Origin of the sequence: Rhizobium sp. 18065, assembly GCF_902706095.1 — a bacterium.
Classification (GTDB): Bacteria; Pseudomonadota; Alphaproteobacteria; order Rhizobiales; family Rhizobiaceae; genus Allorhizobium.
On record NZ_CACSJP010000001.1, the window covers coordinates 476,513 to 489,350 of the forward strand.

General features: G+C 59.6%; 13 protein-coding genes. 5 read left to right on the forward strand and 8 right to left on the reverse strand.

The window, feature by feature from the left end:
- Position 1 precedes the first annotated feature (1 nt).
- A complete protein-coding gene (locus GVK95_RS02335; RefSeq protein WP_159946244.1) occupies positions 2 to 841 on the reverse strand; it encodes an SDR family oxidoreductase in 840 nt (279 codons plus the stop codon).
- Positions 842 to 990: 149 nt separating this feature from the next.
- On the opposite strand from GVK95_RS02335, the gene GVK95_RS02340 reads away from it, so the two are divergent.
- Positions 991 to 1,356: a helix-turn-helix domain-containing protein gene (locus GVK95_RS02340; RefSeq protein ID WP_159946245.1), complete on the forward strand. Its 366-nt coding sequence runs from the start codon at positions 991 to 993 to the stop codon at positions 1,354 to 1,356.
- A 78-nt stretch (positions 1,357 to 1,434) separates the two neighbouring features.
- On the opposite strand, the gene aguB is transcribed toward GVK95_RS02340, so the two are convergent.
- From aguB to GVK95_RS02360, 4 genes are all read right to left on the reverse strand, one after another.
- On the reverse strand, positions 1,435 to 2,310 hold the full coding sequence (gene aguB / locus GVK95_RS02345; protein WP_159946246.1) for an N-carbamoylputrescine amidase: 876 nt from the start codon (positions 2,308 to 2,310) through the stop codon (positions 1,435 to 1,437).
- 10 nt (positions 2,311 to 2,320) lie between these two features.
- Complete coding sequence (locus tag GVK95_RS02350) at positions 2,321 to 3,619, reverse strand: FAD-binding oxidoreductase (RefSeq protein ID WP_159946247.1); 1,299 nt, start codon at positions 3,617 to 3,619, stop codon at positions 2,321 to 2,323.
- A 10-nt stretch (positions 3,620 to 3,629) separates the two neighbouring features.
- Complete coding sequence (locus tag GVK95_RS02355; RefSeq protein WP_159946248.1) at positions 3,630 to 4,988, reverse strand: glutamine synthetase family protein; 1,359 nt, start codon at positions 4,986 to 4,988, stop codon at positions 3,630 to 3,632.
- A gap of 325 nt (positions 4,989 to 5,313) precedes the next feature.
- Positions 5,314 to 6,567 carry an FAD-binding oxidoreductase gene (locus GVK95_RS02360; protein ID WP_159946249.1) on the reverse strand — a complete coding sequence of 418 codons (1,254 nt, stop codon included), beginning with the start codon at positions 6,565 to 6,567 and terminating at the stop codon, positions 5,314 to 5,316.
- Between the two features lie 187 nt (positions 6,568 to 6,754).
- Between GVK95_RS02360 and GVK95_RS02365 the strand changes: the two genes are divergently transcribed.
- Entirely contained in the window at positions 6,755 to 7,117 is a 363-nt protein-coding gene (locus GVK95_RS02365) for a YbaN family protein (protein ID WP_159947442.1), read from the forward strand.
- A gap of 116 nt (positions 7,118 to 7,233) precedes the next feature.
- Here the strand turns inward: GVK95_RS02365 and GVK95_RS02370 are convergent, their stop codons facing one another.
- Positions 7,234 to 8,196: a dihydrodipicolinate synthase family protein gene (locus GVK95_RS02370; RefSeq protein ID WP_159946250.1), complete on the reverse strand. Its 963-nt coding sequence runs from the start codon at positions 8,194 to 8,196 to the stop codon at positions 7,234 to 7,236.
- Between the two features lie 374 nt (positions 8,197 to 8,570).
- On the opposite strand from GVK95_RS02370, the gene GVK95_RS02375 reads away from it, so the two are divergent.
- Entirely contained in the window at positions 8,571 to 8,963 is a 393-nt protein-coding gene (locus GVK95_RS02375; RefSeq protein WP_159946251.1) for a GFA family protein, read from the forward strand.
- 224 nt (positions 8,964 to 9,187) lie between these two features.
- Entirely contained in the window at positions 9,188 to 11,002 is a 1,815-nt protein-coding gene (locus GVK95_RS02380) for a site-specific integrase (RefSeq protein ID WP_159946252.1), read from the forward strand.
- On the opposite strand, the gene GVK95_RS02385 is transcribed toward GVK95_RS02380, so the two are convergent.
- Both GVK95_RS02385 and GVK95_RS02390 read right to left on the reverse strand, forming a co-directional pair.
- The gene (locus GVK95_RS02385) at positions 10,999 to 11,391 is read right to left on the reverse strand and encodes a hypothetical protein (RefSeq protein WP_159946253.1); all 393 of its coding nucleotides are present in this window, start codon (positions 11,389 to 11,391) and stop codon (positions 10,999 to 11,001) included. The genes GVK95_RS02380 and GVK95_RS02385 overlap by 4 nt on opposite strands.
- 22 nt (positions 11,392 to 11,413) lie before the next feature.
- The gene (locus GVK95_RS02390) at positions 11,414 to 11,782 is read right to left on the reverse strand and encodes a helix-turn-helix transcriptional regulator (protein ID WP_159946254.1); all 369 of its coding nucleotides are present in this window, start codon (positions 11,780 to 11,782) and stop codon (positions 11,414 to 11,416) included.
- Between the two features lie 189 nt (positions 11,783 to 11,971).
- On the opposite strand from GVK95_RS02390, the gene GVK95_RS02395 reads away from it, so the two are divergent.
- Positions 11,972 to 12,373, forward strand: a complete 402-nt coding sequence (locus GVK95_RS02395) for a hypothetical protein (protein WP_244618626.1) — start codon at positions 11,972 to 11,974, stop codon at positions 12,371 to 12,373.
- The last annotated feature ends 465 nt before the right edge of the window (positions 12,374 to 12,838 follow it).

Below are 12,838 nucleotides of genomic sequence, written 5' to 3' on the forward strand. Positions count from 1 at the left end.
CTCAGCCGTTCAGCGCTGCGATATGGTCCATGGCATAGGTCTCGACCGAGCGCGGCGCCTTGCCGGTCAGTGTCTCGACATCGGTGGTCACCGCTGCCGTCCATCCTTCACGCACCGGATAGAATATCGAGGCGAGGAAGCCGGCATAATCGGCGGGAACGCCGACGCCGGTCAGCATGGCGATGAAGGCCTCGTCGCTGATCGCGCTGTAGCCGACCGGCTTGCCGATCGTCTTGGCGATGATCGCGGCGGCTTCACCGTAGCTCAGCGCCTGCGGGCCGGTCAGGTTGAAGGCGCGGCCGTTGAAGACGTCGGTGGTCAGGGCTGCAGCCGCACTGGCCGCGATGTCGCGGGCATCGATGAAGCTCGACTTGCCGTCGCCGGCCGGAACCGCGATTTGGCCATGGTCGATACCGGCCTTCCAGTAGGTGTGGAAATTGTCGGAAAACCAGTTCGGCCGCAGGATCACATAAGACACGCCCGACTTTTCGATGGCGATCTCGATCTGGCGGTACGGGATGCTGTCATCGGCATCAACGCCGAAAACGCTTTGGAACACCACCTTCACTTTTTTCGCAAAGGCAGCCTCAAGCACCGGCGTCAGCAGGCCGATCGCATCGACATTGCTCGATGCCAGCATGATATAGGCGCGATCGACGCCTTCGAGCGCCGGGCCGAAAGTGGCGGAATCGGTGTAGCTGAACACAACGCCTTCCGCGCCATCGACGGGCTTACCCGCGCGCGAGGCGGCCTTGACCTTTTCGCCCTTGGCAACGAGCGCCTTCACCAGCGGCGTGCCCACATTGCCGGTCGCACCGAGAACCAGGATCTTGTTCGACATGTCGTTAATTCCTCGAATGATTGAATAGGTATCTATTGGAAACCAGCTTCCGATTTGATATATACTCACAAATAGAAATCGCGAAAGAAGGCACTTTCGGGTGACATGGTTTCCTTCAGGAAACCGCCCGCAACCGAGCAGGACCAATCATGCAGCATGACTACGACGTCTATGAAGAGAACTGCCCGACCCGTCAGGTACTCGCCCGCGTGGCCGACAAATGGGCCTTGCTGATCCTTGATCGTCTGGATGGCGAGCCGGTGCGTTTCAATCACTTGAGGCGCGATATCAAGGGTGTGTCGCAGAAAGTCCTGTCGCAGACGCTCAAGCGGCTGGAGCGCGACGGCATGGTTTCGCGAACCGCTTTTGCGACAGTGCCGGTGACGGTGGAATATGCGCTGACGCCGCTGGGGCGGACACTGACCGAAACCGTCGCTGCCATGGCCCATTGGGCTGAAAAGCACATGGATGCCGTGCTTGTCGCCCAGCAGGCCTACGACGCCCAGCCACGATAGGGCAGGCCGCCGCACGGTGATCCGTGCGATGGCTTGGTCAGATATACGTCAGTTGCCTGCCGGGAATGTGAATGCGGCTCAGGCGTTGCCGTCGAGCGTCAGCACCCGTCCATAAAGATCCGGCCGGCGATCGCGGAACAGGCCCCAGGAGGCGCGCTGCTTGGCAATGCCGTCAAGATCGAAGCTGGCTGTCAGCACGATCTCTTCCAGGCGTCCGGCTTCCGCGACCTTGCCACCTGTCTGGTCGGCAATGAAGGACGAACCATAGAAGGTCAGTTCCGTGCCCTTGCGGCCGGGCTCGACGCCGATACGGTTCGAGGCGATCACCGGCATCAGGTTGGCGCCTGCATGACCCTGCATGACGCGCTGCCAATGGGCGGCGCTGTCGATGGTCGGATCCTGCGGTTCCGAGCCGATTGCTGTCGGATAAAACAGCAGTTCGGCGCCCATCAGCGCCATGGATCGCGCCGCTTCCGGGAACCATTGATCCCAGCATATGCCGACGCCGATCTTGGCGTAGCGGGTCTGCCAGACCTTGAAACCGGTATCGCCGGGCGAGAAGTAGAATTTCTCCGTGTAGCCCGGACCGTCCGGCAGATGGCTCTTGTGATAGAGACCAAGTACGCAGCCATCCGCATCGATGATCGCGATACTGTTGAAGAAGGTGGGGCCGGCCTTTTCGAAAAAGCTGATCGGCAGCACGACGCCAAGCTCGGCAGCGAGCCTGGAGAAACGCGCGATCAGCGGATTGCCCTCGAGCGGCTTTGCCAGATCGAAGAATTCGGCAATCTGGTCCTGGCAGAAATACGGCGCCTCGAACAATTCCTGGATCAGCACGATCTGCGCACCTTTGGCAGCAGCCTCCCGGATCAGTTTTTCGGCCCGCGCGATATTGCCGGCAATATCCCAGCTGCAGGCCATCTGGGTTGCGGCGACGGTTACGATGCGTGTCATGCTGTGCTCCTCAGACGCCGAGTTTGTCGCGCAAGCCGTACCACCAGGCACCGAGCGCCGTCAGCGGCACGCGGAACATCCGCCCGCCGGGGAAAGGATAGGCCGTCAGCGACGACCAGACATCGAAGCGGCTCATCTGGCCGTTGAGCGCCTCGCCGAGGATCTTGCCGAGCAGATGCGTGGTGGTCACACCATGGCCGCTGTCGCCATGCGAGAAATAGACCGTGTCCGACAGCTTGCCGATATGCGGGATGCGGGTCAGCGTCAGCGCAAAATTGCCGCTCCAGGCATAGTCGATCTTCACGTCCTTCAGCTGCGGGAAAGTCTTCAGCATGTTCGGCCGGATGACCCCGGTGAGATTGGCCGGATCCTGGCCGCCATAACCGATCCCGCCGCCATAGAGCAACCGATTGTCGGCCGTGCGGCGATAGTAATCGAGCACGTAATTGGCATCCTCGACGCAGTAATTGGCCGGCAGCAATTCCTCGATCAGCTTGGCATCCAGCGGCTCCGTCGCCATGACCTGGCTGGAAACTGGCATCATCTTTTCGGTGATCTTTGGCGCAAGCCCGTTCATATAGGCATTGCCGCAGACCAGCACGAACTTCGCCCGCACCATGCCGTGTTCGGTGCGGACATAAGGCTGCGCACCGGTGTCGAGTTCGATGACCTTGGAGTTTTCGAAGATCCGGCCGCCGAGGCTTTCCACTGCTGCCGCTTCGCCAAGCACCAGGTCGAGCGGCTGGATATGGCCGCCGAGCCGGTCGATCATGCCGCCGACATAGCGATCGGCCTTCACATATTGCGACACCTCGGAACCGGAGACCATTTCCAGCCCGTCATGGCCGTGCTTCTGCCAGGTGGCACGCACTTCGCCCATCTCGCGGACCTGCTTGTCGGTGAAGGCGGCAAAGAAGCCGCCATCGACGAGATCGCATTCGATACCGTATTTGGCGACGCGCTCGCGGATGATCATGCCGCCCTCCAGCGACATCTCGCCAAGCCTTGCTGCCCGGTCCGGACCATAGCGTTTGGCAATCGTATCGAGATCGCGGCTATAGCCGTTGACGATCTGGCCGCCATTGCGCCCGGACGCGCCAAAGCCGATACGGTCTGCTTCCAGCACGATGACGGAATAACCGGTTTCCGCCAGTTGCAGCGCTGCCGAAATGCCGGTGAAGCCGGCGCCGATGATGCAGATGTCCGCGTTCAGTTCGCCTTCGAGGCTTGGGCGAATACGCTTGTCACGCGCCGATGCGGCATAATAAGTGGCCGCATGGCCGGGATTTTCTCCAATAGACTTGTCCATGGCATTCACCTCATACGGTCCGGATATAGGCGTCGTATTCGACGTCTGTCACACGCTGGGAAAACTCCGACAGTTCCTGCTGCTTGCAGGCCGTATAGAGCCCGCGATATTTCGGCCCGAGCGCGGCATAGGCAAAGCTCGACTTGGCAAAACGCTGGATCGCATAGTCCCAATTGGTCGGCAGCGGCTCATGGCTGACGGCATGCTCGTCACCCGAAATCGCGCCGCCCGGAGGTGTCTTCTCCTTCATCCCGGCCAGCGCCGCCGACAGGATCATCGCCAACACCAGATAGGGATTGGTATCCGAACCGGCGACGCGGTGCTCGATGCGGGTCGCGGGCTTGGAGGCTGTGATCACCCGCACGGCGGCCGAGCGGTTGTCGAAACCCCAGGACGCATAGGTCGGCGCATGTTCGGAGGGGCGCAGGCGGCGATAGGAGTTCTGATGCGGCGCAAAGACAGCCATACTCTCGCCCATGGCTTCCAGCAGACCGCCGACCGAATGCAGCAAAGTGTCGGCCGGACCATTTTCGCCGACATAGATGTTGCGGCCGTTTTCATCCAGCACCGAGAAATGCACATGCATGCCGCTGCCGGCCTGCATGCCATAGGGCTTGGCCATGAAGGTGGCGTCAAGGTCGTTGGCGCGTGCCACGCCCTTGACGATGCGCTTCAAAAGCACCGCATAATCGGCCGCCGCCAGCGCATCGGGTACATGGTTGAGGTTGATTTCATACTGGCCGGGACCGTTTTCGCGCAGCGTCGTATCCGCCGGCACGCCCTGCGCCCGGGCGGCATTGGAAATGCCGTGGAACACCTCTTCGAAATCCTGCAGTTCGGAAATCGACAGCACCTGCGTCTGCCCGGTATGCCAGCGCCCGTCGCGCGTGTTCGGTGGCCGCACCGGATCGAGTGCCGAGCGTACCGGGTCGATCAGGTAGAATTCGAGTTCGGTGGCAACGACCGGCGTCAGCTTCTCGCGCTTGTAGCGCTCCACCACATTGGCGAGCACCTGCCGCGGATCGGCATAGAAGGCATCGCCCTCGGTCGTCCGCATCTGCAGTAGGACCTGGGCGGTTGGTCGTGACAGCCAGGTGACGCGCGATAGGGTGCCGGGCACCGGAAAGCAGATCCCGTCCGGATCGCCGGTCCCTTCGGCAAGACCTGCGGCGTTGACGTCACGGCCCCAGACATCGAGTGCATAGACCGAGCGTGGCATGGCCATGCCGTTGGTCAGGACGTCGATCGCCCGTTCGCGCGGGATCCATTTTCCGCGCGGCACGCCGTTGACGTCGATGACGAAGGCTTCGAGAACTTCAATATCAGGGTTTTGCGCGAAAAATTCTCGCGCCTGCTCGGCAATGTCCATAGGGCACCGTTTGGGTAGATGGTCTGCTTGATCTTTAAACACGTGTCGCCACGCCAGCGGGACATGCCGCTAACGGTAGACGCTTTTCACGTTATAGATCAGAAACCGGACCATGCCGCGGTAACCTCTAGATTTCCCCTCGACCGGTGGCCTCTTCTTGAGGCCGGTTTTTATCCGATCAGCCACCCTTTCGAGCGACAATTTGGTCATATGACCAAATCCCGTTTAGCATTCCGACGCGACAAAGGCTAGCCCGCACCGAGCAGGCTGGCCTTTGTCGCGCCTGACTTCATGTTTGGCCTCATGTCCGACCTTATGCCTGAGCCTAAGGATTGAACCGCTCCGGACGCCAGGCTGTCGTGTCGAGAAACGGCTTTTCGCCGTCCATCATCTCCGCGATCAGACGGCCCGTGACCGGTCCGAGCGTCAGGCCGTGATGCGCATGACCGAAGGCAAACCACAGGCCGTCATGGCGGGGTGCCTTGCCGATCACCGGCATCATGTCCGGTGTGCAGGGGCGGGCGCCCATCCACGGTTCGGCGTCCAGTCGCTCGCCCAGCGGGAAGATCTCGCGCGCCACCTTTTCCGCCCGCGCCAGCTGCACCGGTGATTTCGGCGCATCGCGATCGGCAAATTCCGCACCGGTCGTCAGGCGGATGCCCTTTTCCATCGGCGCGAGGAAATAGCCGCGCTCGCCATCCATCGCCCAATTGTTCAAGACCGCATTGCCGGCCGGCGCATAATGCATGTGATAGCCGCGCTTGACCCCGAGCGGGAAGCGGTAGCCGAGCTTGGCGGTCATCTCCTGTGCCCAGGGACCGACAGCCAGCACCACCTCGTCGGCCTCGACCATGCCGTCGTCGGTCCTGACCTTCCAGCCGCGGCCACTGGCACCCGGCTCGAGCGTGCTCGCGTCGCCCTTGATGAAACGGCCGCCGAGCGACTGGAAATAGGCGAGATAGGCCGCCGTCAATCCGTGCGGATTGGTGACCGACCACGGATCGTTCCATTTCAGCGCGCCGACGAAATCGCCCGAAAGATGCGGCTCTTCCTTGGCCAGTTCCTCGCGCGTCAGGCTCTTGAAGCTGATGCCGTATTCGCGACCGAGCCGCTCGGCCTCCGCCACTTCGCCGTCGCGCTTGGCCGTCGTGCGAAACAACTCCATCCAGCCGTCCTTGCGGATGAATTGCTCGGCCTTGGCAGCCTCGATCAGCACCTGGTGTTCCGAGATCGAGTTTTCGATCAGCGGCGCATAGGCGCGCGCAATCACCTCGTGCCGCGGCTTGTTGGAATGCCACCAGTAGCGCGCCAGGAACGGCACGAGTTTGGCGAGCGCGCTGCCGTGATAATGTGCATCTATGCGGTTGTTCAGCCCGTAGCGCAGCAGCAATCCCAGATCCTGCGGGAAGGCATAGGGCACCACGCCCTCGCGCTGGATGAGCCCGGCATTGCCGAACGAGGTTTCCTCGCCCGGATCGCGCCGATCCACCAGCACCACCGCGCGCCCGCGACGCGCCAGATGAATTGCGGTGGACACGCCGATGATGCCGGCGCCAAGCACGATGGTAACCTTGGACATGAAGATTCAATTCCTTGAAGGCAAGATGTATACAAAGATGCAATTGCCACGGGTGCGGCGCAAACGAAAAATGGTCGCATTCGCCAAAATCCGCAAAATCCTTGGCGAAACGGCGATCCTTCACTATTTCCGACACTGCTGCTGCAGGTATATGACCGCATCAGTCAGCTTTGAGGAAAGGTCCATGATGCGTCTTCTGACACTCGCTGCAGCCTGGCTGCTGGTTGCGATTGGCATCATCGGTGTTTTCCTGCCGGTTCTGCCGACCACCCCGTTCATGATCTTGGCCGCGGCTTTGTTTGCCCGTTCGTCGCCGCGCTTCGAACGATGGCTCCTGGAACACCCGCGCTATGGCCAGCCGCTGACCGACTGGCGTCGCCAGGGTGCGATTTCGAAACAGGCGAAGATCGCCTCGGTTTCGTTGATGAGCGCAAGTTATCTCATCGTCTGGTTCCTCGGGCCGCCGCAGCTCTGGCTGAAACTGGCAATCGGCGCGATCCTGATCGCCTGCGCCGCCTTCGTGCTCACCCGGCCGCTGCCCAATCCGTGACGTGCATCGGTTCGCGCGGTTGTCGCTGGGTGCGCAGTACGCTCAGGCCCTCCGGTTGGAGGGCCCTTGCAGGTCGGGTCCGCTTCGATCAGGCCTTGTAGGTCAGGCCTTGTAGGTCAGGCCTTGTACTTGGCCACGGCGCCCGAAAGCTTGCTCCATTCGCCATACCAGCTGTTGAACAGCTTGAACTGCGCTTCGACATAGCCGCGCTGGCTGGCCGTCAGGGCGTCGCTCTCGTTGAAATGCAGCGTGTATTCCGCGTCACCCTTCAGCACCATCATGTGCTTGAAGTAGAGAACAAGGTCGGCACCTTCGTCGAAGGATGACAGCACGGCCAGCGCCTGTTCCAGTTCCAGCGCCCGCTGGCGTGCTTCGGCATCGCCGGCAGCCGCAGCCTGCGACAGGTTGCAAAGATGCAGCACTTCTTTGGGCAGAACATTGCCGATGCCGGTGATAGCGCCGGTCGCACCGCAATTGACATAGCCGTGGAACACCGCCGTATCGACGCCGATCATCAGCGAAACGCTGTCGTCGTGATTGGTGATGTGCTCGGCCGCATAACGCATGTCGGCAGGGCCGCCGAATTCCTTGAAGCCGATCAGGTTCGGATGTTCGGCGCGCAGCGCGAAGAACAGGTCGGCGCGGGTGGCAAAGCCGTAATACGGGCTGTTGTAGATAACGGCTGCCAGATCAGGCGCTGCCGACAGGATCGCCTTGAAATGCGCCTTCTGCGCCGTCACCGACGAGCCACGCGACAACACGCGCGGGATGACCATCAGGCCCTGTGCTCCGACCTTTTGGGCGTGCGCCGCATGGGCGACGGCCGTGGCCGTGTTGACCGCACCGGTACCGACGATGACCGGAATGCCGGCCTGAACCAGCCGCTCGACACCTTCCATGCGCTGCGCATCGGTCAGAAGCGGCCAGTCGCCCATCGAGCCGCAATAGACCACGGCCGACATGCCGTCACCGATTAACTGCTTGGCCTTGCGCACCATTGCGTCGAAGTCCGGGCTGCGATCGGCCTTGCAGGGCGTCATCAGCGCCGGAACAACACCGGAAAAAATCGTTGCCTTCATTGTCGAATTCCTCTTTGCGACGAAGCGTAATCTGGATCGCCCCGACCATCGAAGCGCCACCTTGAAGACTGATATACAACTTTGTATTCTTTTTGTCGACAGAGAAAATGCAACTTCAGCAGCAGGTGCCGTGACGCGTCGCCACGCGAAAATATTGCGAGGCTACGGTTGCAAACGGTGCGCGTTCGCGGATCGCCTGAGCTTGCCGATGATGAGTGCGTCGATGTTGGTCGCGCCAATGGCGAACGTGCCGATCAAGGCCGCCATTCCCGGAAAACGACCCCCCTCTCGCCGCGGCAATTGCACAGGCATCCTCGGTCGTCTTAAGGTTTCCGGCAGCAAGCTGATGATGATTGTGATGGAGGAGGGCGCTCATGCACCGGTTCACCGGCGGTTGTTTATGCGGCAATGTCAAAATCGTCGCCTCGGGGCAGCCCAACAGGGTGGGGCTTTGTCACTGTCTCGATTGCCGGAAGCATCACGGCGCGCTGTTTCATGCGTCGGCGATCTTCCCCGAAGATGCGGTTGGGATCGAGGGTGAAACAGGCGAATACGCCGGACGGCATTTCTGCCCGCGCTGCGGCTCCTCCGTCTTTTCCCGCTCGGCCGACGAAATCGAAGTCAACCTCGGTTCCCTCGATGCGCCTGACCAGTTGCGACCGACCTATGAACTATGGACCGTCCGCCGCGAATCCTGGTTGCCGCCGTTTCCACGGATGAGACGATACGCCCATGACCGCGAGACCACCGGTTGCACTGAAGAGTAGAGCGCAAGCACCTATCGCGACGACAGGAAGTCGATCTCACGCACCGCCGCACAGTGCTAACGAATTAAAATTGCAGGGAAAAGGCGAAAATTGGCTGGGGAACCTGGAAAGTAATCCAACTTTCATCAACGCCTTGATGCGAAACAACCTATTGCAATTAAACGGCTTATTTTCTAGCAGTGTTCCGGTTGGGTGTTCCGGAATAGTGCTACGGATGGGCAGAAATGGCAAGGGTCACATATCTCGAACGGCGTGGTGCAACCTACTACGCCAGGCTGGATGTTCCGCTCGATCTGGTCGCCCACTACGGCACCACAACTCGCAAGAAGTCGCTGCGCACTAAGGACGAGAACGAGGCCAAGAAGCGCCTTTGGCCCGTGGTCGAAGGTTGGCAGGCCGAGTTCGATGAGGTGCGGTCACGCCGTGAACTGACGCCAGACGACAAGGCGGCTGCCATCTGGCAGCACTATGAGGCGACGCTGGAAAGCTACGATCGCAAACAACGTGCAATGCCGATGCCGGAAGACCAGGACGCAGAGCTACAGAGCCTGTATCGCCGGATCGATCTCGGCGAGATCACGTCCGACAACTTCTTTGGCATGATCAACGCCTACACCGACTTCGAGCTGATGCTGAGAGCGCGGACCGATGACGCTAATCTGCGCAGTCGCCGTCTTGCGGCACTGAAGAGGGCACTTGCTTCTGGTGACCACAAGTTGATTGCGTCGGCGGCGAAGGACTTCGTTACCAAACACAAACTCCTGGTCGATGAAGGCTCGGATGAGTATCGCGAGCTTTGCGTCCTGATGACACGTGCTGAGATCGAGGGGCTCCAGCGCACCCTGGAACGTGACGAGGGTGACTTTACCGGAGCCCCAAAGGATCCGATCGTCAAGCCGGCGTCCGGCAACGCGCGCGAAGCCGCAGCTTCGGGCGAGACGATCATGGAACTCTTTGAGATCTATGCCCGCGAGAACCCCAACCAGATCAAGTCGGATACGCTCGCGCAAGCTCGTCGGGACGTCGGTCTGTTTGTGGACCATGTTGGCAGCACGTTCCCAGTCCATCGGATCGACAAGAAGGCTGTCCGGGAGTGGAAGGCGCTCTTGCTTCAATACCCCGTCAAAGCGACCGAGACGCGGGCTTTTGCAGGCATGAAGATCGCCCAGATCGTCAAGCACAATGAGATTGTAAAGAAGCCTACAATCAGCGCCCCTACGGTCAATCGTCATCTATCCGGATTCAGCGCCTTCTGCACCTGGCTGACGAACCACGGCTATCTGACGGCGAACCCGGCGGCCGACATGTTCCTCAAGAAGTCGAAGGAGAAGACGACCAAGCCCTTCACCGTGGATGAGATGAATGTCTTGTTCAAATCGCCGTTCTTCACCGGATGCCAGAATGATGATGCTCCTCGTTTCTGGAGCAAGCCCGGCAATGTCCTGATCCGAGACCATCGTTTCTGGGTGCCGCTGATCATGCTGTTTTCCGGCGCCCGTCCCGCGGAGATCGCGCAGCTTGGAATAGACGATGTCCGCGAAGACCGCGGTCATTGGATCATGCACATCACGACTGAAGGAGATGGGGACAAGTCCGTAAAGACTGCTGGTTCAATGCGCGTCGTGCCTGTTCACCCCGAATTGGTGAAGCTTGGGTTGCTCAAGTATCATGCTGCACTGAAGAAGCAGGGAGAGAAGCGACTGTTTCCGCTAGCTGAGCGCAACGAGCGCGGCCAGATGATTGCTACGTTCAGTCGAGACTTCCCGCGCTACCTCACAAAGATCGGGTTAAAGGAAGGTCGCGGCCTGTCCCTCTACAGTTTTCGGCATGGGGCGGCTGACGCTCTCCGTCGTGCAGGTTTCCTTGACGAGCAATTCGGCTTCATCCTCGGACACACGTCTGGCACTATGACACAGCGTTACGGCACGTTGCCTCAGGGGATGCTTGAACAGCGAGTGGAGCTGATCAATTCCATCGCTTATCATGGATTGCTGATCGATCACCTGAAGGTCGCCGACGGTGTAGAGGAGGCGGCTTAGTCACGCTCATCCTGTTGTCCGGATCCGGCAGCTTGGTCCAGTTCATAGCCGCGGCGCCAGCTTGGCGCGGCATCAATCGCTGCCTGATACCGCCAACGCTGCTTGGTGCGCGGCTTCACCCAGGTGACCGACATGCGCTTTCCCTCGTCTAGCGCTTTCTTGATGGCCTGCTGCATTTCGGATGTCGGCTTGGCAGGGACAATTCTGAGCCCGCTCTTCTCAATCTGCTCGAGCATGAACCGTGTGATGAGGGATGCTTCGTCGTCGCCCACGCAGATCCCTCGATCAGAGAGTCCTGTCTTCAACGCCTTCTTGAGAATGCGCCAGGTGTCGCGGTCGAGCTGGTGCGGAAAGGTTTGATCGCTGCAGGCTGGAAGTTGATCACTCATGCAGCGTCGTCCTGATCGCGGATCATTTGACGCCCTTTTTCTTTTTCGATTTTCGCTTTGCGGTCGTCTCCCGTGACCGGCCCGCGAGCCTATCAGATGGGTCAGTTGGACCACTGGACAGCGCCTGGCACATGAAGTCGACAGTTCTATCGGTGAAGAACTGCCTAAGCACGGCACGGGTAAGGTTTGTTGGCTCGATTCCAAGGGCCTCTGCCGCGGCTTCAATAAGGTCTGGGGGAAAATAGTGGCGCCCGGTGATTAAGTTCATCACCTTCGCTCCTTGTGGCAGCCCGAGACGCGTCGCTAGCTGTTCCGTCGATAAGCCGGACGCGCGCAGGTGGTCCCTCAGTATCTGTCCAACAATTAGAGCGGCGTTGGGGTTCTTCTTCATTTGGGGCGTTTTCCCTAGTTTTCTCCCTCATTAATCCTGTCACTGCTTGAGAATGTCAATAAAGGTTAGTCTTATACTTTATGGCAATAAGTAAGTGTTTACTTATTTCTTTGATTATAGATGATTTCCCTTAAAATAACCTGCCAATTAAGTGCTAAATACACGTTGAGATTAATCAATGAGAGCGTAATGATGATTGACGATAATAAGGCCGATATCTCCACCTTGCTCAGGGCGCATATTGATGAGAGTCCCTACAGTCTGAATGAAATCGCGATCCTGTGCGGTTTCCACGGACCTGAAATGCTGGAAGGTATTCTGCGTGGAGAACTCCGGGTTCCCCTCGACAAGGCAATGCCGCTGGCCAAGGCAATCGGGTGCGACGGACGGACCTTGTTCGCGCTCGTCCTCAAGAGTTGGTTTGGGGTAGAGTTGGTGAATACGATCGAGGAGGTGTTCACGAATGATGCCGCTTCGGCGGTTGAGCGCGGCTGGATCGCCTTCCTCCGTGACTTCTATGGTGACCGTATCCCGGAGCTGACCCCTACGCTGCGTCGCCGCCTTCGGTTGCTTGTCAGCTTACCAGGCTGACGGCGGGCTTGTTCTTAACGGACATGATTGGGTGCGGCCCGCCGGTCGAACCATAACCGGTATGGGAGGATAGACGACCGGAGACTCGCGGCCACGGAATGCATCCCCATGGCTGATGCGCGCCTACCCTAGGACTTCGATGTTTCGGGCGTAGGTCAATATCACACTTTGTTCGCGGACGCAGGAGGCTAGCGGGCACCAGGTGGCAGCCAGCAAAGTGAAGGTGCGCGCCAGCCCATCGTCCGTTGATGTCAGGATCGATGAAAGACGGCTAATTCCGGCGCTGCTGGTCCCGCGGCTAGAGCTCAGATGGATAGTCAGTCAAAGGCGTGGACACACATCGTGCTCATTCGAAGCGGACAACTCTGAATATGTTTTAGACGCTGGCAATCATAGGATCCCTGCCCACGACATGAAGCCGGGTCAGCCGCAAAACCTCATTTGCAAGCCGATGTTCTTTCAAGC